The 18,849-nt window shown below is 72.6% G+C and carries 17 protein-coding genes; 10 read left to right on the forward strand and 7 right to left on the reverse strand.

All coding sequences use genetic code 11. The features are described from left to right. Positions 1-32 precede the first annotated feature (32 nt). Together K1Y72_RS04140 and K1Y72_RS04145 are read right to left on the reverse strand one after the other, a co-directional pair. Entirely contained in the window at positions 33-974 is a 942-nt protein-coding gene (locus tag K1Y72_RS04140; RefSeq protein ID WP_308286888.1) for an ROK family protein, read from the reverse strand. Further along, a complete protein-coding gene (locus K1Y72_RS04145; protein WP_220163344.1) occupies positions 971-2,134 on the reverse strand; it encodes an FIST signal transduction protein in 1,164 nt (387 codons plus the stop codon). The genes K1Y72_RS04140 and K1Y72_RS04145 overlap by 4 nt, the downstream gene beginning before the upstream one ends. Positions 2,135-2,277: 143 nt before the next feature. On the opposite strand from K1Y72_RS04145, the gene K1Y72_RS04150 reads away from it, so the two are divergent. From K1Y72_RS04150 to K1Y72_RS04160, 3 genes are all read left to right on the forward strand, one after another. Beyond that, complete coding sequence (locus K1Y72_RS04150) at positions 2,278-3,699, forward strand: sigma 54-interacting transcriptional regulator (RefSeq protein ID WP_220163346.1); 1,422 nt, start codon at positions 2,278-2,280, stop codon at positions 3,697-3,699. A 20-nt stretch (positions 3,700-3,719) separates the two neighbouring features. After that, complete coding sequence (locus K1Y72_RS04155; RefSeq protein WP_220163348.1) at positions 3,720-5,690, forward strand: vWA domain-containing protein; 1,971 nt, start codon at positions 3,720-3,722, stop codon at positions 5,688-5,690. Positions 5,691-5,756: 66 nt separating this feature from the next. Continuing rightward, positions 5,757-6,263, forward strand: a complete 507-nt coding sequence (locus K1Y72_RS04160; protein ID WP_220163350.1) for a hypothetical protein — start codon at positions 5,757-5,759, stop codon at positions 6,261-6,263. A gap of 36 nt (positions 6,264-6,299) precedes the next feature. On the opposite strand, the gene K1Y72_RS04165 is transcribed toward K1Y72_RS04160, so the two are convergent. Together K1Y72_RS04165 and K1Y72_RS04170 are read right to left on the reverse strand one after the other, a co-directional pair. Next, on the reverse strand, positions 6,300-7,454 hold the full coding sequence (locus K1Y72_RS04165; RefSeq protein WP_308286889.1) for an alpha/beta hydrolase: 1,155 nt from the start codon (positions 7,452-7,454) through the stop codon (positions 6,300-6,302). A 114-nt stretch (positions 7,455-7,568) separates the two neighbouring features. Beyond that, a complete protein-coding gene (locus tag K1Y72_RS04170; RefSeq protein ID WP_220163352.1) occupies positions 7,569-8,717 on the reverse strand; it encodes a cystathionine gamma-synthase in 1,149 nt (382 codons plus the stop codon). A 187-nt stretch (positions 8,718-8,904) separates the two neighbouring features. Between K1Y72_RS04170 and K1Y72_RS04175 the strand changes: the two genes are divergently transcribed. The 4 genes from K1Y72_RS04175 (at position 8,905) to K1Y72_RS04190 (ending at position 12,774) form a co-directional block, all read left to right on the forward strand. Then, a complete protein-coding gene (locus K1Y72_RS04175; RefSeq protein WP_308286890.1) occupies positions 8,905-11,043 on the forward strand; it encodes an MMPL family transporter in 2,139 nt (712 codons plus the stop codon). Between the two features lie 236 nt (positions 11,044-11,279). Next, positions 11,280-12,155: a hypothetical protein gene (locus K1Y72_RS04180; protein ID WP_220163356.1), complete on the forward strand. Its 876-nt coding sequence runs from the start codon at positions 11,280-11,282 to the stop codon at positions 12,153-12,155. 50 nt (positions 12,156-12,205) lie between these two features. Further along, positions 12,206-12,418, forward strand: coding sequence for a hypothetical protein (locus tag K1Y72_RS04185; protein ID WP_220163358.1), 213 nt, complete (start codon positions 12,206-12,208; stop codon positions 12,416-12,418). Then, positions 12,415-12,774: a hypothetical protein gene (locus K1Y72_RS04190; protein ID WP_220163360.1), complete on the forward strand. Its 360-nt coding sequence runs from the start codon at positions 12,415-12,417 to the stop codon at positions 12,772-12,774. Before K1Y72_RS04185 ends, K1Y72_RS04190 begins: the two co-directional genes overlap by 4 nt. A 72-nt stretch (positions 12,775-12,846) precedes the next feature. On the opposite strand, the gene K1Y72_RS04195 is transcribed toward K1Y72_RS04190, so the two are convergent. Together K1Y72_RS04195 and K1Y72_RS04200 are read right to left on the reverse strand one after the other, a co-directional pair. After that, a complete protein-coding gene (locus K1Y72_RS04195; protein WP_220163362.1) occupies positions 12,847-13,038 on the reverse strand; it encodes a DUF397 domain-containing protein in 192 nt (63 codons plus the stop codon). Then, the gene (locus tag K1Y72_RS04200) at positions 13,031-13,795 is read right to left on the reverse strand and encodes a helix-turn-helix domain-containing protein (protein WP_220163648.1); all 765 of its coding nucleotides are present in this window, start codon (positions 13,793-13,795) and stop codon (positions 13,031-13,033) included. The genes K1Y72_RS04195 and K1Y72_RS04200 overlap by 8 nt, the downstream gene beginning before the upstream one ends. Positions 13,796-13,972: 177 nt before the next feature. On the opposite strand from K1Y72_RS04200, the gene K1Y72_RS04205 reads away from it, so the two are divergent. Continuing rightward, on the forward strand, positions 13,973-14,413 hold the full coding sequence (locus K1Y72_RS04205; protein ID WP_220163364.1) for an ATP-binding protein: 441 nt from the start codon (positions 13,973-13,975) through the stop codon (positions 14,411-14,413). A gap of 109 nt (positions 14,414-14,522) precedes the next feature. On the opposite strand, the gene K1Y72_RS04210 is transcribed toward K1Y72_RS04205, so the two are convergent. Further along, entirely contained in the window at positions 14,523-15,920 is a 1,398-nt protein-coding gene (locus tag K1Y72_RS04210; RefSeq protein ID WP_220163367.1) for a cystathionine beta-synthase, read from the reverse strand. Positions 15,921-16,098: 178 nt separating this feature from the next. Here K1Y72_RS04210 and K1Y72_RS04215 point away from each other — a divergent pair, with 178 nt between their 5' ends. Continuing rightward, positions 16,099-17,169, forward strand: coding sequence for an SGNH/GDSL hydrolase family protein (locus K1Y72_RS04215; protein WP_220163369.1), 1,071 nt, complete (start codon positions 16,099-16,101; stop codon positions 17,167-17,169). A 204-nt stretch (positions 17,170-17,373) separates the two neighbouring features. Then, positions 17,374-18,678 (forward strand): outer membrane protein assembly factor BamB family protein, encoded by a 1,305-nt coding sequence (locus tag K1Y72_RS04220; RefSeq protein WP_308286892.1) that lies wholly within the window; start codon positions 17,374-17,376, stop codon positions 18,676-18,678. Positions 18,679-18,849 lie beyond the last annotated feature (171 nt).

Raw genomic sequence — 18,849 nt, forward strand, 5'->3', positions numbered from 1 at the left:
ACGCCCGCCGCCCGCCGCCCCCGCGCCGCCGGTCAGTCGGCGTTCCAGTAGGCGCCCGCCTCGTGGACCAGGGCGGCGGCGCCGACCAGGCCGGCGGCCTGGCCGAGGGTCGCCGGGACGACCGCCACCTGCCGCGCGAAGTGCATGCGGGCGTGCGTGCGGAGCGCCTCCTCCAGGGGGTCGAACAGCAGCGGGCCGGCCTGCGACAGTCCGCCGCCGACGGCGGCGACCTCCAGGTCGCACAGGTGCGTCGCGGACGCGATCGCGACGCCGAGGGCGTGGCCCGCGCGCCGCATCGCCGCCGCCGCGACCGGGTCGCCGCGGCGGGCGTCGTCCGCCAGGTCGGCGCCGGTGGCGCTCCGCCCGGGCCGCCAGCCCTCGCCCTGCGCCCAGGCGACGAGGCCGGGGCCGCGGGCGATCGCCTCCAGGCAGCCGCGGCCGCCGCAGGCGCACGGCGGGCCGTCCGGGTCGACCACGACGTGGCCGATGTGCCCGGCGTTGCCGCTGGCGCCGTCGACGAGGCGGCCGTCCAGGATGAGACCGCCGCCGACGCCGGTCGACACCACCATGCCGAGGACGTCGCGGTGCCCGCGCCCCGCGCCGCGCCAGTGCTCGCCGATCGCGACGCAGACGGCGTCGTTGTGGACCCGGACGGGCAGCCCCGGGTACCGGTCGCGGAGCCGGTCGCGCAGCGGGAAGCCGCGCCAGCCGGGGATGTTCAGCGGCGACACCTCGGCGGCGGGCCAGGTCATCGGCCCGCCGCAGCCGACGCCGACGCCCGCCAGCGGCGGGTCGCCCGCCTCGGCCGTCACCTTGCCGACCACCGCGAGCAGCGTCCGCCAGAGCGTCTCGGCGTCCGCGCCGGGCGGCGTCGGCGTCCGGTCGTGGGCGGCGACCCGGCCGCCGGGCAGGACGACCCCGGCGGCCATCTTGGTGCCGCCGATGTCGATCGCGAGGACGGGGCCGGCGCTCACGCGTCCCTCCCCGCGGACCCGAAGGCCAGGATCGACGCGGTGAAGCCGTGCACGTGGTTGCGGCCGCCGACCGGGCCGATCTCGCCGCCGGCGAAGAAACCGCCGACGCCCGCGCCGCCGAACGCGCGGCCGAGCAGCTTGGCGTCGTGCCCGGAGTCGGGGAACATCGCCTGCCCGCGCCCGTTGCAGGAGATCAGCAGCGCGCCCTCGACGGGCGCCAGGTCGAAGCGCTCCAGCAGCTCCGACAGGTCCTCGTCGGCGGCGCCCGCGTCGCGCACCTGGAACCGGACGGTGCGGCCGACGTCCACCACGTCGCCGATCGCGATCGCGCCGGTGTCGGTGTCGGCGCCGACGACGCCGCGCACCAGGAAGTCGCCCTGCTCGTGCTCGTCGGCGTACTCGTCCATCGCCACGCCGATCAGCAGGCCGCGGCCGGCGAGCTCCTGGTCGGCCTCGGGCAGCGCCAGCACGACCTCCTCCAGCTTCTCCAGCGCCGGCGACCCCGCCAGCTCGTACAGCACGTTCTCCTCGGCGCGCGTCACCACCATGTCGGGGCCGATCGGGCGGGCGCCCTGGCTCACCACCGTCGCCGCGACGACCGGGCCGCCGATGACGAGGCCGACCGCGCCCTCGTCGTACACCTCCCCGTTGACGAACAGGCGCGTGTCGCCGCGCTCGCTGCCGTCGGCGAGGCCGCCGACGAGCGGCAGGCCGGGCAGCGCGTCGCCGGAGCGTTCCACGAACGCGTCCACCGGGAAGCTGAAGGGGTCGGCGAGCAGCACCCCGACCACGTCGTCGTCGCGGCCCTCGGGCATCCCGACGACGATCAGCCGGTCCTCGGCGCGCAGCGTCTCCAGCCGGAACGGCTCCAGCCGGGCCCCGGGCAGCACCGCCGCCCACGCGCTCACCGCGCCCTCGTCCTCCACCCCGCGGCCCGCGCCGATCACCCCGGCCGCCGAGCAGCCGATCACGGCGCGCGCGCCCGCCACGTCCGTGGCCCGCTCCGCGGCCCGCTCGACCGTCCCGGGGTCGGCGCCGGTCACGAACACGAAGACCAGGTCGGGCGGGGCGTCCAGGGGGGCCAGCGCCTGCCTGACCGCCGTCTCGGCGGCCTCGACCAGATCGGGACCGGCCGCCAGGCCGTCACCGAATCGCGTCATCGGCCTTGCTCCCCTCGCTCGTTGCACACCCTCCCAGTCTCCCCGCCTTGACCGGCCCGCCCAAACGCCGGGCCCGATCCCGGGCCCGGGAATCCCCGCCCGGAGGGTGCGATCCGCCGCGACCGCGACGTAGTGTCGATCGCGTGCGTTCATCCACACCACGCGAGACCACCTTGGGCGAGCTGCGCACCAGCGGCCACGTGCAGCGCCCCGTGAAGGCCGAGATCCGCCACAACCTGCTCGCCCGGCTGAAATCCGGGCAGGCCCGCTTCCCCGGCGTCGTCGGGTTCGACGACACCGTGCTGCCGCACCTGGAGCGCGCCCTCATCGCCGGGCACGACCTGGTCCTGCTCGGCGAGCGCGGCCAGGGCAAGACGCGGCTGATCCGCACCATCGCCGGGCTGCTGGACGAGTGGACGCCCGTCGTCGCCGGCTGCGAGATCAACGACCACCCCTACGCCCCCGTCTGCGTGCGCTGCCGCCGCCTCGCCGCCGAGGCCGGCGACGATCTGCCGGTCGCCTGGAAGCACCGCGACGAGCGGTTCGGCGAGAAGCTCGCCACCCCCGACACCAGCGTCGGCGACCTCATCGGCGACGTCGACCCCATCAAGGTCGCCGAGGGCCGCACGCTCGGCGACCCCGAGACCGTCCACTACGGGCTCGTGCCGCGCACCAACCGCGGCGTGTTCGCCATCAACGAGCTGCCCGACCTCGCCGAGCGCATCCAGGTGTCGCTGCTGAACGTGCTGGAGGAGCGCGACGTGCAGATCCGCGGCTACGCGCTGCGGCTCCCCCTGGACGTGCTGCTCGTCGCGAGCGCCAACCCCGAGGACTACACCAACCGCGGCCGCATCATCACGCCGCTGAAGGACCGGTTCGGCGCCGAGATCCGCACCCACTACCCGCTGACGCTCGACACCGAGCTGGACCTGATCCGGCAGGAGGCCGACCTCCCCGACTTCGGCGGCCGGCCCGCCGAGGTGCCGGACCACCTGATCGAGGTCATCGCCCGCTTCACCCGCCTGGCCCGCGAGTCCAACGCCGTCGACGCCCGCTCCGGCGTGTCGGCGCGGTTCGCGCTGGCCGGCACCGAGACGGTCGCGGCGGGCGCGGTGCGCCGCGCGGCGATCACCGGCGAGGACCACGCCGTCGCGCGCGTCGCCGACCTGCCCGCCGTCGTGCCGACGCTGATGGGCAAGGTCGAGTTCGAGGTCAGCGAGGAGGGCCGCGAGCAGGAGGTGCTGGAGCACCTGCTGCGCCGCGCCACCGCCGAGACCTTCCGCCGCTCCCTCGGCGGCGCCGACCTCGCCGGGCTGCTCGACAAGTTCGACGCCGGCGAGATCGTCGAGTCGGGCGAGCTGGTGCCGGCCGCCGAGCTGCTCCGCCGCGTCGGGCCCGTCCCCGGCCTCGCCAAGATCATGGAGCGGCTGGAGCTGGCCGGGGAGTCCCCCGGCCAGGCCGCCGCCGCCCTGGAGTTCGCCCTGGAGGGCCTGTTCCTCACCCGCCGCCTGTCCAAGGACTCCACCGGCGCGCCGGGCGACGGGACCGCCACCTACCGCACCTGATCACCGAGGAAGGGCCGTTCATGAGCCGTTACCGCTACGGGGCGTATCAGGACGGGCCGGACCCGCTCGCACCTCCCTACGACGTCCGGGACGCCCTGGACGCCGTCGGCGACGCCGTGCTGGAGGGCGTCCGGCCCGACGAGGCGCTCCGCGACCTGCTCCGCCGGGGCCTGCCGGGCGTCCGCGACCGGCGCGGCCTCGACGACATGCTGCGCGAGGTGCGGCGCCGCCGCCGCGAGCTGCGCGAGCGCGGCCGCCTCGACGGCACGCTGGAGGAGGCCCGCGCGCTGCTGGACACCGCCATCGGGCAGGAGCGGGCCGAGCTGTTCCCCGACCCGTCCGACGACGCGCGCCTCCGCGAGGCCGAGCTCGACACCCTGCCGGACGACACCGCGCAGGCCGTCCGGCGCCTGTCGGACTACCGGTGGCGCTCCGGCGCCGCCGGCGAGACGTTCGAGAAGCTCAAGGACCTGCTGCGCCGCGAGGTCCTCGACGCCCGGTTCCAGGGCATGAAGCAGGCCCTGCAAGGCCAGGACCCGCAGGCCATGGAGCGCGTCAAGGACATGATGGCCGCCCTCAACCGGATGCTGGAGAGGGACGCCCGCGGCGAGCACACCCAGGACGACTTCGACCGGTTCATGCAGGAGTACGGGGAGTTCTTCCCCGACGCCCCGCAGAACCTGGAGGAGCTCGTCGACTCCCTGGCCCGCCGCGCCGCCGCCATGGACCGCCTCCTCAACTCGCTGTCGCCCGAGCAGCGCGAGGAGCTCGCCGGCCTCATGGACCAGATGCTCCAGGACGCCGGCCTCGCCATGGAGATGACGCGCCTGAACGACGCGCTGCGCGCGCGCCGCCCCGACCTCGGCTGGGGCGGCTCGGAGCGGATGACCGGCGACGAGCCGCTCGGCATGGGCGACGCGACGTCCGCGCTCGCCGAGCTCGCCGACCTGTCCGGGCTGGAGTCGGCGCTCGGCCAGGACTACCCCGGCGCCCGCCTCGACGACATCGACGAGGACGCCGTCCGCCGCGCCCTCGGCCGGCAGGCCGTCGACGACCTGCAGAACCTGCGGCGCATCGAGGCCGAGCTGGAGCGCCAGGGCTACCTGGCGCGCCGCAAGGGCAAGCTGGAGCTGACGCCCAAGGCCGTCCGGCGGCTCGGCGAGACCGCGCTGCGGCGGGTGTTCTCCCAGCTCGCCTCCGGCCGCCAGGGCGACCACGACCAGCGCGACGCCGGCCAGGCCGGCGAGCTCACCGGCACCAGCCGCCCGTGGACGTTCGGCGACGAGCAGCCCCTCGACGTCGTGCGGACGGTGTCCAACGCGATCCGCCGCAACGCCATGGACGGCGGCGGCGCCGCGGTGAAGCTGGGCGTCGACGACTTCGAGGTCCAGGAGACCGAGCGCCGCACCGGCGCCGCCGTCTGCCTGCTGGTCGACCTGTCGTACTCGATGGTGCTGCGCGGCACCTGGGCCGCCGCCAAGCAGACGACGCTCGCGCTGCACTCCCTGGTCACCAGCCGGTTCCCGCAGGACGCCATCCAGATCATCGGGTTCTCCAACTACGCCCGCACCCTGCACCCGACCGAGATGGCCGGGCTGGACTGGGACATGGTGCAGGGCACCAACCTGCACCACGCCCTCATGATCGCCGGGCGGCACCTGGACGGGCACCCCGACTTCGAGCCGATCGTCCTCGTCGTCACCGACGGCGAGCCGACCGCGCACCTGCTGCCCGACGGCCGGTCGCTGTTCGACTACCCGCCGTCGGCCGACACCCTCGTCCTCACCATGGCCGAGGTCGACAAGATGACGCGGCGCGGCGCCGGCATGAACTTCTTCATGCTCGCCGACGACCGGCGGCTCGTCTCGTTCGTCGAGGAGGTCGCGCGCCGCAACGGCGGCCGCGTCTTCGCGCCCGACGCCGAGCGGCTCGGCGAGTACGTCGTCAGCGACTACCTGCGGGTGCGGCGCGGGCGGGCGGGCCGCCGCTGACGCGGCCCCGGTCCCGCCAGTGGTTCGCCCTAGGTGCGGGCGATCGCGGGGGCTAGGGTCGGCGTCATGTCAAGCTCCGACCACCTGCTCCTCATCCTGCACATCGGGTTCGCGATCTTCACGCTGGGCCCGCTGACCGCCGCCACCATGTCGGCCCCCCGCTACATCCGCAAGGGCGACGTCCCGGTGCTGCGGTTCCTCACCCGCACCACCCGCATCTACTGGCTCGGCACGCTCGGCGTCTTCCTGTTCGGCCTGTTCCTCGCCAAGGGCCACTTCGCGCAGGTGTGGCTGACGGCGTCGATGACGCTGTTCGTCGTCGCGTTCGTGCTGCTGATCATCGTCGAGCGCGACATGCGCAAGGCCGCCGACCTGCTGGACGTCGCCGCCGCCGGCGCGGCCGCGCCCGAACCCGCCGAGGGCGAGGGCGCGCCCGCCGCGTCCACCGCGTCCGCCACCGCCGTCAAGACCGGCGAGGACGTCGCGCAGGTGCAGCGCGGCCGCATCGCCGCGATCTCCGGCGTGGTGGCGCTGCTGTGGATCGTGATCCTGGTCCTGATGGTCTGGCACTGACGGGCGAGCGGGGAGCCCGTGCGGCTCCCCGCCGGGTCAGCGGGTGCGGGCCTTCAGGAACGCCAGGATCCGCGCGTAGGCGCCCGGGTCGTTGAGCAGCGCCCCGCCGTGCCCCGACCCCGCGACCGTCCGCACCGTCGCCGCCACCCCGGCGGCCCGCAGCGCCGACGCGAGGCCCGTGCTGTGGGTGACGGGGACGAAGTCGCCCGCGCTGTGCATGAGCAGCATCGGCGCGTCCCCGGCCGAGACGTGGGTGCCGGAGTTGGCGTCCTCCAGCCGCGCCCAGCAGGCCGCGTCGAACGCGTCCGGGACGCAGCCGGTGAGCTCCCCGACGGCCCGCCGCAGCTTCTGCTGCGGCGCGGACGCGGTGCTCTGCTCCCCCTGCTGGTAGGCCAGGTAGGGGGTGTTCACCGGCGACAGCGCGACGACGCCGCGCACGAGGTCGGTGCCGCGCCCGTAGGTGCCGAGCTGGGTGGCGAGCTGGCCGCCGGCCGACGAGCCGAGGACGACGAGCCGGCCGGGGTCGACGTTCCAGCGAGCCGCGTTCTTGCGGATGAAGGCGATGGCCGCGAGGGCGTCGTTGCGCTGCGCGGGCCAGCGGGCCGTCGTCGCGAGCCGGTAGTCGGCGGCGAAGACCGCGTAGCCCTGCCCGGTGAGGCGGCGCGCGAAGTAGCGCCACTCGCTCTTGTCGCCCGCCAGCCAGTAGCCGCCGTGCAGGACGAGGACGGCGGGCCGCGCCTTCGGCTTGGCGACCTTCGCGGTCTTGGCCGTCTTAGCGCCCTTGGCGGGCTTGGCGGCCTTCTTGGCGCCGGGCTGCCGCCGCCAGTACACGTCGATGCGCTGGCGGGCGCTCTTGCCGTAGGCGTAGGTCCGCGCGGACGGCGGCTTCGGCGTGACCATGACGGCCGTGGCCGAGCTGACCGAGTCGTTGCCGGTGACCGGCTGCTGCGCGGGCGCGTCCGGCGCGGTGGCGGACGGCGAGCCGGTGCCGGGAGCCGACGGCGACGGGCCGCCGGTGGAGGGCGTCCCGGACGGCGTGCCCGGCGCGACCGGCGCGTCCGTCCCGGGAGCGGTCGGGACGTCGACCGTCGGGGACGGGGAGGGGGTGTCGGCGCCCGCGGCGCCCGGAACCCCGGCGGCGGCGATGCAGGCGGCGGCGAACGCGGCCCCACAGACCAGTACTTTGCGCACTCCCGGCCCTTTCTTGGCGGTACCCGGCGCGGACATCATAGATCGCCGATCACCTTTCGCGCCGCCCGGCCGCGCGGGACGGCCCGCCGCGCGGCGGGCCGTCCCGGCGAAACCTCAGCTCAGCGCCTGTTCCAGGTCGCGGACGAGATCGTGCGCGTCCTCGATGCCGACCGACAGCCGGACGAGGTCGGCGGGCACCTCCAGCGGCGACCCGGCCGCCGACGCGTGCGTCATCCGGCCCGGGTGCTCGATCAGCGACTCCACGCCGCCGAGCGACTCGCCGAGGATGAACAGCCGGGTCCGCTCGCAGACCCGCACCGCCGCCTCCTCCGACCCCATCCGGAACGAGACCATGCCGCCGAACCCGCGCATCTGCTTCACCGCGACGTCGTGGCCGGGGTGCGACGGCAGGCCCGGGTACAGCACCCGCTCGACCGCCGGGTGCGCGTCCAGCATCGCCACGACCTGCTCGGCGTTGGCGCAGTGCCGGTCCATCCGCACCGCCAGCGTCTTGACGCCGCGCAGCGTCAGCCACGCGTCGAACGGCCCCGCGACGGCGCCCATCGCGTTCTGGTGGTAGGCGAGGCGGGCGCCGAGCTCGGCGTCCGCGGCGACGAGCGCGCCCCCGACGACGTCGGAGTGGCCGCCGATGTACTTGGTCGTGGAGTGCACGACGACGTCCGCGCCGAGCTCCAGCGGCCGCTGGAGGTAGGGCGAGGCGAAGGTGTTGTCGACGACCAGCAGCGCGCCCGCCTCGCGGGCGACGCCGGCGAGCGCGGCGATGTCGGCGATGCCGAGCAGCGGGTTGGTGGGCGTCTCCACCCAGATCAGCTTCGTCTCCGGGCGCACCGCGGCGCGCACCGCTTCCACGTCGCCGAGCGGCGCCGGCGTGAACGCCACCCCCCACGGCTCGGCGACCTTCGCGAACAGCCGGTAGGTGCCGCCGTAGGCGTCGTTCGGGATGACCACGTGGTCGCCCGGCCGGCAGACGGCGCGGATCAGCGCGTCCTCGGCGGCGAGGCCGGAGGCGAAGGCGAGGCCCGTCGCGCCGCCCTCCAGCCCGGCGAGACAGGTCTCCAGCGCCGTACGCGTCGGGTTCGCCGACCGCGAGTACTCGTATCCCCCGCGCAGGCCCCCGATGCCGTCCTGCTTGTACGTCGAGACCTGGTAGATCGGCGGGACGACGGCGCCGGTCGTCGGATCCGGCTCCTGCCCCGCGTGGATGGCCAGGGTCTCGAAACCCTGGTGAACCTCGTTGTCCATGGGAACGAGGCTATCCACCCGCGGCCCCTCCTGGAGGAGGAGGGCATCCACCGCAGGTACCGCCCGGCATTTACCCTCCTGGGCGGACCACAAAGGCGCCGGGATTCTCTACGCTTTTCCCATACAACTCCCCTGACGACCACAACTGTAAGGAAAGCGCATGTTCGCACGCCTTGGGCGCGGCGTCGTGAGACATCCGTGGTGGACGATCCTCGGCTGGCTGGTGGTCGCGGCCGCCCTGATCGCCGTGGCACCCGAACTCAAGACGAAGACGGACCAGCAGGACTTCCTGCCGACCAAGTACGAGTCGATCCAGGCGGCCAAGCTGGCCGAAGAGGCGTTCCCCAGCGCCCAGAAGCAGGCGAGCCCCGCCATGGTGGTCGTCAAGCGGTCCGACGGCCAGAAGCTGACCGCCGCCGACAGCCAGAAGATCGGCCAGGTGGCGCAGGCCATCAAGGCCAAGGGCATCAAGGGCGTCACCACCGTCACGGCCACGCCGCCGGCGTCGACCGGCGCCATCCAGCTCATCGCCATCCCGCTGCCGAACAACTGGCAGGACCAGGAGGCGATGGACCAGGGCAAGGACGCCATCAAGCAGATCCGCGCCGAGACCGGCGCGCAGCTCCGCGGCAGCCCGCTGTCCTTCGGCGTGACCGGCGACCTCGCCTCCACCGTGGACAATGAGAAGTCCGACAACGAGACGATGGCCCTCATCGGCATCGGCACGATCGTCATCATCATCCTGCTGCTGTCGATCATCTTCCGGGCGCCCCTCGCGGCGCTGCTGCCGATCGTGGTGATCGGCCTGGTGTCGGAGGTGTCCACCAAGGTCACCGCGATCATCGGCAACGCCCTCGATCTGAACTTCGACAAGGGGTTCAACACGATCGTGGTGGTGGTGCTCTACGGCATCGGCACCGACTACATCCTGTTCCTGCTGTTCCGCTACCGCGAGCGGCTGCGCGCGGGCGAGGACAAGAAGACCGCGATGATCACCAGCGTGGCGCGGGTCGGCGAGGCCATCGCCTCCGCTGCGGGCGCCGTCATCGTCGCCTTCCTCGTCCTGCTGCTCGCCTCCTTCAAGGCGTTCGGTGGCCTTGGCCCGCAGCTCGCCATCGCCGTCGGCGTCATGTTCGTCACCTCGCTGACGCTCGTCCCGGCGCTCATCTCCCTCCTCGGCCCGGCGGTGTTCTGGCCGTCCAAGTCGTGGAAGAAGGAGCCGAAGCCGCGCCTCTGGGCCAAGATCGGCGCCGGCGTCGGCCGCCGTCCCGCGATCGCCGCGGTCGCCTCGGGCCTCGTGCTCATCGCGCTCGCCGCGTCGGCGATCGGCTTCAAGGCCGACTACGACTTCAACGCGAGCGCGCCGCAGAACACCGAGTCCGCCAAGGCCATGAAGGACCTGCGGTCCAGCTTCCCGGCCGGGACGCTGACGCCGACCGAGGTCTACGTCAAGTCCGCCCAGCCCCTCACCAAGCAGTCCCTCGCGTCCTACACGCAGCGGCTGAAGGGCGCGCCGGGCGCCGGCAGCGTCCAGGACCCGACGTTCAACAAGGACGCCACGGTCGCCAAGTACGCCGTCGCGCTGAAGGACAACCCCAACTCCAGCGAGTCCATCAGCCTGGTCAAGGGCCCCTTCCGCGACTACGTCCACGAGGGCGCGCCGGCCGGCGCGAAGGTCCTGGTCGGCGGCCAGACCGCGGTGTTCGCCGACATCAACACCATCAACAACCGCGACCTGTCGGTGATCCTGCCGGTGGCGGTGGTGCTGATCGGCCTGATCCTGGCGCTGCTGCTCCGCGCCATCGTCGCGCCGATCTACCTGGTGGGCGCGGTGCTGCTCGGCTTCACCGCCACGCTCGGCGCCACGGTGATCCTGTTCCAGGGCATCGAGAACAAGCCGGGCCTGATGTTCCAGTTGCCCATCATCCTGTACCTGTTCGTGCTGGCCATCGGCACCGACTACAACATCCTGATGATCGCCCGGCTTCGCGAGGAGGCCCGCGAGGGCCACGACCCGCGGCGCGGCGCGGCCCTCGGCATCCAGCACGCGGGCCCGACCGTCGCGGCGGCGGGCGTCATCCTCGCCGGCACCTTCTCGATGCTGGTCGTCTCGCCGCAGTCCATGACGGCGCAGATCGGCTTCGGCGTCGCGATCGGCATCCTGCTGTCGGCGTTCGTCATGTCGGCGTTCTTCGTGCCCGCTCTCACCGCGCTGCTCGGCCACAAGGCCTGGTGGCCCGGCCACAGCGACGCGGTCAAGCAGGCCCCTTCCGGCCCGGACGGCGCCGTGGAGGACCCGTACGCCCGTACGGGCATCCCCTCCTAGAACGCCGGACCGCGGCGGGGGGCGGGTAAACCGCCGCCCATCCGCCCACCCGCCGCGGCCCGGCCCCGTACGCGGCAGGACCCCGGAGACCACCGGTCTCCGGGGTCCTGTCGCGTCTGCATACAGCGCACCGCCCGGATCCCACCGGAGCGCTGACCATTTTCTCGACCGTCCCTTCGAGTGGCTACCCGCAAGTACTACCGAGAGAGCAGGATCGAACACTTACAGTCATCGCCATGTCACCGACCCCCCAACACGAGGTCCCGCTGAGGCTCCTCCGCGAGAGACCCGAACTGACGACCGACCTGCTCGCCTTGCTGGACATCAGCGTCCCCGAAGGCTGCGATGTCCGGTCCTGCGGCGAGGAGCGCCCGGAAGTCGTCGCCGCCCAGCGCCGCGTGGACAGCCTGGTCGTCTACGAGGACGCCGGCTCCCCGCGACTCGCGGTGATCACCGAGGTGCAACTGCGCCACGACCCCGGCAAGTACTGGGTCTGGCCCGCCTATCTGGCCGACGTCCGCGCCGACCTCAAGTGCCCGACGCTCCTGCTGGTGCTCTGCCCGGACGAGAAGACCGCCGCCCGCTGCCGGCAGGTCATCCACCTCGGCCATCCCAACCTGATCCTGGTCCCCATGGTCATCGGACCGAACCAGATCCCCCTGTTCACCGACCCCGCCACCGCGGCCCAGAAGATCGAACTCGCCCTGCTGTCCACCCTGGCCTATGGCGCCTCCGACCAGGGCCCCGAGGTCATCGACACCTTCATGGCCGCGCTGGACGTCATCGGCGACAATGAGAAGGCCAAGCACTACGCCGACCTCGTCATCCTCGCGGCCGAGGGGTACGTCAAGGATCTCCTGGAGGAACGCATGAAGTCCGGAACCTTCACCTACCAGAGCGACTACGCCAAGAGCATCGAGGCCAAGACCGAAGCGAAGGCGGCACTGCGGATCCTGGAGAAGCGCGGCGTCGAGGTGCCCGAGGCCGATCGCGCCCAGATGCTCGCCTGCACCGACCCCGCCCAAGGCGCCCTCTGGCTCGACCGGGCCCTCGACGCCACCACCATCGCCGACGTCCTCACACCCGACAGTGAAGACGGCACCCGAACGTGAACCCTTCACCGGACGGAACGGTGTCCGACAGCTCCGGAACATTCCGAGCCATGGGCCGCGAAGAGGGCGTCATCAAGAGCGAAGTGGACGCGGTCCTGCTGATTCTGGAACAGCGGGGCGTCCAGGTGTTCTCAGGCGACCGCGAACGGATGATCGCCTGCGGCGATCTCGACCAGGTGAACGCGTGGGCACGCCGGGCGCTCAACGCCACCTCCACGGACGACGTTCTCTTGCCCGGCGAAGGGGACGGAACCCGGACGTGAACCCTTCATCGGATGAAGCAGTACCCGACAGCTCCGAAACCGCTTCTCGCGAAGATCGCTCGTACATCTTCCGGAGCGGCTACGCCAAGAGCCTCTATGCCCAAGGTTTCGGCGAAGGCTTCACCGAGAGATTCGCAGAAGACCTCGCCCATGGGTTCGCCACGGCCTACACGGCCGGTCACGTCGCGGGCGAGGCGGACACGGTTCTGCTGGTCCTGCATCTGCGCGGCGTCAAGGTGACCAAGACGGACTGGGATCGAGTGCTCGCCCAAGCCACGCATCAGCGGACTCTCGAGTGGACCTACCGGGCGCTCAGCGTCGCCTCCGTGGATGAACTCCTCGCACCTGACGACTGAGAACTCGGCACGCGCTGAGCCATTGGTGTCTCCGAAGCCGCTGGCTTCGGAGACACCAATGGCTCTGAGAACCTAGAGATCGAGCTTGCCAGACTTGATGTGATCGGTCAGTGCCACCAGGTCACGGCGGGGAACGGCCAAGTGACCGCACGAGGGGTTCTTGCTGTCGCGGACGCCGATGGAGGTGCCGAGGTTCGCCACTTCCACACAGTTTCCGGACGTTCCGCCGTCGGAATAACTGCTCTTCCGCCAGGTTTTAGACATTCAATGTCTCCATTGCTCGTCTGATCAGATCTCGGGACATGCCCTCGGGCAGCGCTTGCGCGCCGATGCGTTCAAAGCGCTTGCTGAATCCTTCTACCTGCCCGGCGTCCGCGACAAGACGCCCCTCGACGGCGGCTTCCACGAAGGCCAGCGGCCCATCGGGCAGCGTGAGGATCTGGAACGGGCCGTCCAATCCCTCGAAGGCACCGGTGCTACGCGGCACGACGCGGAGTATGACGTTCGGCCGCCCGGCAAGTGAGAGGAGGTAGGCCAACTGTTCGTACATGACCTTCGGGCCGCCCACAGGCCAGTCGATCACGTTCTCGGTCATGATGATGTGAGCGGAAGGCGGCCGGTCGCGCTCTAGGACTTGTTTTCGCTGCATTCTTCTGGCGAGCGAACCCGCGATGTCTGGTTCGCTGCCGACGTTCAGCAGCGCACTGGCGTACGCCTCGGTCTGAGCAAGGCCCGGCACGTGCAATGCGGCGAAGATGCGCAGTTCGAGCGCGATCCGCTCTTGAGCGGTGAAGGACCTGAACCAGTCGGGGTCCGTAGCTCTCCTCGCGTAGTAGAGGAGCAGTCCGAACAGATCGCCCGTTCTCCAGAGTTCATCCGCCGCCGTTGCACGGATGTCGGTCATGGGCTGAGAACCCATCTCGATTCTGGATATCGAGCTCTGAGCGCACCCGAGGCGGCGAGCCAGTTCCGTTGTTGTCATGCCATGGCTCTCGCGAAGGAACCGCAGGTAGTAGCCCATGAGGTGCCACATAGAGATCTTTGGATCGGCTGCCGGCCTACGGTTCACCATGCCAAAGATCCCTTTCGGTCAATATCCACGTCATCCATGGATATCCGTTGAGTCATCGACACGGTACGCCGTGTGAGGACATCCTGGCCACACGTTCTCCTCCATCTCTCTGGATGTGATCTCGTGATGGCAGATGTCGCCCGTCTCGCCCGGCCGGTGCTGGAGCTGGTGATCGAAATGCGCGCCGGCAGGGCTCAGGTGCCCGCGATACGACAAGTGGTCAAGGGCTGGTTGCTGGAGCGCGGGCTCGACGACGCGCGGCGCGGTGATGCGCTGCTGGTGGTCGCGGAACTGCTGAACAACGCGGTGGAGGCCGGGCGGGGCGGCGATGTGGAGATCGGGCTTCGGCTTCTGTTGTCCGCCGACCGTTTGCGGATCAGCGTGCGCGATGACGCGCCGGGGGTGCCCGAGCAGCGGCGCGTTCTGGCCGCCGGTCATGCGCCCGTCCTGGTGGCCGGGGAGGACCCCGGTGGCTGGGGGTTGGGGATCGTGAAGGCGCTCAGCGTCGAGTTCGGTGTCCGTCGCGCCGCGTGCGGCAAGACGGTTTTCGTCGTCGTCGAGGTGTGAGCGCCCGGAGTGGGCAGTGACCGGGTGGTCGGTGGAAGTTGAGATGCGGCGTGTTGGGCACTTTCGATCTTCGAAGTGCCCAACACGCCGCATCTCAACGGGTGGCGGGTCAGGCGTCGGTGTCGGCGAGGTAGGTGAGGAGGTCCTGGCGGGTGACGATGCCGGCGGGCTTGCCGTCGACGAGGACGACGGCGGCGTCGCGGCCCTCCAGGGCCGACATGAGCTGGGAGACCGGCTCGCCGGAGCCGACGACCGGCAGCGGCGGGCTCAGGTGGCGCTCCAGCGGGTCGTCGGCGCCCGCCTGGTCGGCGTACAGGGCGCGGAGCAGGTCGCGCTCCTCGACCGAGCCGATCACCTCGCCGATCATGACGTCGGGGTGGCCGGCGCCCGGCGAGACGACGGGCATCTGGGAGACGCCGAACTCCTTCAGCACCTTCACCGCCGCGCCGACGGTCTCGGTCGGGTGCATGTGCACGAAGTTCGGCAGCAGCTCCGAGGACCCGGCGGTCTTGCGGGCCAGGACGTCGCGGACGGCGGCCTCGGTCGTCGGCTGCTCGCCGAAGCCGTGCTGGACCATCCACTCGTCGTTGAAGATCTTGGAGAGGTAGCCGCGGCCGCCGTCGGGCAGCAGGACGACGATGACGGCGTCGTCCGGCGCGGTCGCGGCGACGCGGAGGGCCGCGACGACCGCCATGCCGCAGGAGCCGCCGACGAGGAGGGCGTCCTCGCGGGCCAGGCGGCGGGTCATGACGAAGGAGTCCTTGTCGGAGACCGCGACGACCTCGTCGCAGATGTCCCGGTCGTAGGTCTCCGGCCAGATGTCCTCGCCGACGCCCTCGGTGAGGTAGGGGCGGCCGGTGCCGCCGGAGTAGACCGAGCCCTCGGGATCCGCGCCGATGATCTTGACGCGGCCGCCGGAGACCTCCTTGAGGTAGCGGCCGGTGCCGCTGATGGTGCCGCCGGTGCCGATGCCCGCGACGAAGTGGGTGATGCGGCCCTCGGTCTGCGCCCAGATCTCCGGGCCGGTCGTCTCGTAGTGCGACCGCGGGTTGTTCCGGTTGGTGTACTGGTCGGGCTTCCAGGCGTTCGGGGTCTCGCGGGCGAGCCGGTCCGACACCGAGTAGTAGCTGTCGGGGTGGTCGGGCGAGACGGCCGTCGGGCAGACGACGACCTCGGCGCCGTAGGCGCGCAGGACGTCGATCTTGTCCTTGGCGACCTTGTCGGGGCACACGAAGACGCAGCGGTAGCCGCGCTCCTGGGCGACGATGGCGAGGCCGACGCCGGTGTTGCCGGAGGTCGGCTCGACGATCGTGCCGCCGGGCACGAGCGCGCCGGACTCCTCCGCGGCGTCGATCATCCGGATCGCGATGCGGTCCTTGACCGATCCGCCCGGGTTGAAGTACTCCACCTTGGCCAGGACCTGGGGCTGCACGCCCGCGCTGACCTTGCGCAACCGCACGAGCGGCGTGTTGCCCATCAGCTCGACGAGCGAATCGTGTACCTGCACGCGACGTCCTTGTCGGTTCTGTTCGTGTTACATCCCCGTTCAGGCGGTGTGTGTCAACCCGGTCGGGGATGTGCCTTCGGATAGATTCCAGTTTCGACGGTAGCCGAGAACCTCGCTAGCGGGCATCAACACCTCGACGGGGGCGTTCGACCTGGCCGACGACGAAGGGTGGTCGATCATGCTGAGGGCACTGACGGCGCGGCGGATCGCCGCGGCGGCCGCGGTCGGGGGCGGCGGGATCACCGCCCTCGGCGGGATGACGTTCGCACTCGTGGTCGCCGAGGCGAAACTCGCCCGCAAGATCATCCAGGGGACGCCGAGCGGGTCGCCGCCGGTCGCCGACGGCGTCTACGGGCTCGGGCTGCCGGGCGCGCCGCTGTCGTTCGCGATGCTGGGCGACTCGACCGCCGCCGGGCTGGGCGTGCAGGTCCCCGACGAGACGCCGGCCGCGATGCTGGCCGCGGGCCTGTCGTCGATCGCCGGGCGGCCCGTCCGGCTCACCAACGTGGCGGTGTCGGGCTCCCGGTCGGCGGCGCTGGAGGGGCAGACGGGGCGGGCGCTGGAGGCGGTGCCGGACGTGGCCGTCATCATGATCGGCGCCAATGACGTGACGGGCCGCGTCCCGGCGGGCGAGTCGGTCCGCCACCTCGGGGACGCGGTGCGGCGCCTGCGGGAGGCCGGCTGCCAGGTCGTCGTCGGGACCTGCCCCGATCTCGGGTCGGTGAAGCCGGTGATGCAGCCGCTCCGCTGGATCGCGCAGCGGGCGAGCCGCCAGCTCGCCGCCGCGCAGACGATCGCGGTGGTGGAGAACGGGGGCCGGTCGGTGTCGCTCGGCGACCTGCTCGGCCGCGAGTTCGCCGCCGCGCCCGTCGAGATGTTCAGCGCCGACCGCTACCACCCGTCCGCGCGGGGCTACGCCGCCGCGGCGATGGCGGTGCTGCCGTCGATGGCGATCGCGCTCGGCCTGGATCCCGACCACGACCACGACGAGGTCGAGCACCTGCCGCCGGCGCGGCGGGCGCCCGGGGGCGGCGTCCTGCCCGTCTACCTGGCGGCCGCCGAGGCCGTGGAGAGGCCCGGTACCGAGGTCGCCGGGGCGCGCGTCGCGGGCCGCGAGAGCGGCCGGCGGGGCCGGTGGGCGACGCTGCTGCGCAGGCCACGGGGCGTCCCGGGACGCCAGCCGCGTCTCGCCGGGGCCGTCGCGGACGTCCCGGACGCCGCGTCCGGTGCGGCGCCCGGCGCCGCCTAGCGGTCTTCGGCGAACTGCCCACTTCACCGTATTCCCTCTGTTACGGTACGTGACGCAGGGGGCGGGCGCCGTCCCCGCACGCCCTCCTGCCCCCCGTGCCCTCCAGCGGCCGGGCCGGCGGCAGGATCCGCCGACCCCGGGAGATCTCCCATGGCTCCGCACGCCCCTCGATCGTCACTTTGCGTCGCCCTGTCCGTTCTTTCCGTGGCGGCGGCCGCCTGCTCCGGCGGCGGGGGCGACAGCGGGGCGCGCGCCGCCCAGGGCTGGAGCGCCGCCGGCGTCAACGTGGTCGCCCGGCCCGTGACGGGCGCCGGTGTCGCCGCCGTCACCGGCCTGCGCCCCGACGGCGCGCTGGAGACCGCCGTGTTCGACCTGGCGGGCGGCCGGCGCCTCTGGACGCGCCCGGCGACGATGGCGGGCCGCCTCACCGGCATGGGCGTCCAGCCGCCGGCCGTCGCCGGGAGCGGGACGGGCGCGGCCGTCGTGGCGCTGGAGCCGCAGCGGACCGGCGCCGCCAAGGCCACGCTCGTCGCCCGCGACGCGCGCAGCGGCGCGCAGCGGTGGACGCGGCCGGTCGACACGACGTTCGGCCCGGTGCGGTGCGGCGACCTGCTCTGCCTGTCGGAGGACACGGCCCGCAAGAGCGCCCGGTTCGTCGCGCTCGACCCGGCGACCGGCCGGCGCCTCTGGACGATGCCGGGCATCGCCGAGGTCGAGTCCGCCGACGCCTCCCGCGCCGTGGTGTTCCGGCTCGCCCGGCATCCGACGCTGGAGGCGCGCGCGCTGCGCACCGGCAGGACGCTGTGGACGGTGCCGGTGGAGAAGGTCGTCGGGAAGGGCGTGAACCTGTCGGGCGGCTGGACGTTCGGCGCGTCCGGCGGCACCCTGGTCGGCTACCTGGCGCCCTACCGGGCGGCCAAGGGCGGCCGCCTGTCGGCGTTCGGGTTCTTCGGGCTGCGGATGAGCGACGGCCGGCCGGTGTGGAAGCGCAAGCGGCTGCTCCGCGTCTACCCGAGCGCGAGCCCGGCGGTCGCGCTGGTCACCCGGCAGGTGACGGCGGCCGGCGGGTACGGCGGGTTCGAGCAGCTCGACCCGGCCACCGGCCGCACCCTGGCGGCGCTCGGCGCGGACCGGGCGCCGAAGGCCGCCTGGTGGCTGGCGTTCCCGGCCGACCTGTCGCGGCTGGCGTTCCTGGTCCGCGACGCCCCCGGCGGCGTCGCCTACCGGCTGCGCGACGGCGCGCGGGTGCCGGTCAAGGACGGCCCGGCCTGGTCGTTCTGCACGATGACGCCGCCCGAACTGAAGATCACCGGGCACCGGGGGTTCTTCCCGATCGCCCCGCTGTGCGCCTACGACCTGGCCTCCGGCCGCAAGATCGCCGAGCCGGGGGCGCCGCCCGCCTGGTACACCGGCGCGGTGGACGGCTGGCGGGTCTGGCGGGACGAGCGCGGCGTCCTGCACGCGCTGAAGGACGCGCGGGGCACAGCGCCGGGCATGTACGGGCTGTGACGCGCCACCTCGTGGCCGCGGCGCGCGGCGGACCGGGGCCCCGGCATGTACGGGCCCGGCCCGCAGCGGCTACATTGCATGTGACCGGCGGGTAACAAGGCCCGCCGCCGGCGGTCGAACGGCACCGCAGGAGCCGCACCAGCCCGTAGCAGTCGTACCAGCCATCAAGGG

The organism is Actinomadura parmotrematis (assembly GCF_019458805.1).
Classification (GTDB): Bacteria; Actinomycetota; Actinomycetes; order Streptosporangiales; family Streptosporangiaceae; genus Spirillospora; species Spirillospora parmotrematis.

What these genes read in the sequence shown, in the direction of transcription:
- K1Y72_RS04145 (WP_220163344.1), bottom strand. Translation starts at nt 2,134, where the DNA reads ATGACGCGATTCGGTGACGGCCTGGCGGCCGGTCCCGATCTGGTCGAG.
- K1Y72_RS04155 (WP_220163348.1), top strand. Translation starts at nt 3,720, where the DNA reads ATGAGCCGTTACCGCTACGGGGCGTATCAGGACGGGCCGGACCCGCTC.
- K1Y72_RS04160 (WP_220163350.1), top strand. Translation starts at nt 5,757, where the DNA reads ATGTCAAGCTCCGACCACCTGCTCCTCATCCTGCACATCGGGTTCGCG.
- K1Y72_RS04170 (WP_220163352.1), bottom strand. Translation starts at nt 8,717, where the DNA reads ATGGACAACGAGGTTCACCAGGGTTTCGAGACCCTGGCCATCCACGCG.
- K1Y72_RS04180 (WP_220163356.1), top strand. Translation starts at nt 11,280, where the DNA reads ATGTCACCGACCCCCCAACACGAGGTCCCGCTGAGGCTCCTCCGCGAG.
- K1Y72_RS04185 (WP_220163358.1), top strand. Translation starts at nt 12,206, where the DNA reads ATGGGCCGCGAAGAGGGCGTCATCAAGAGCGAAGTGGACGCGGTCCTG.
- K1Y72_RS04195 (WP_220163362.1), bottom strand. Translation starts at nt 13,038, where the DNA reads ATGTCTAAAACCTGGCGGAAGAGCAGTTATTCCGACGGCGGAACGTCC.
- K1Y72_RS04200 (WP_220163648.1), bottom strand. Translation starts at nt 13,795, where the DNA reads ATGGGCTACTACCTGCGGTTCCTTCGCGAGAGCCATGGCATGACAACA.
- K1Y72_RS04205 (WP_220163364.1), top strand. Translation starts at nt 13,973, where the DNA reads ATGGCAGATGTCGCCCGTCTCGCCCGGCCGGTGCTGGAGCTGGTGATC.
- K1Y72_RS04215 (WP_220163369.1), top strand. Translation starts at nt 16,099, where the DNA reads ATGCTGAGGGCACTGACGGCGCGGCGGATCGCCGCGGCGGCCGCGGTC.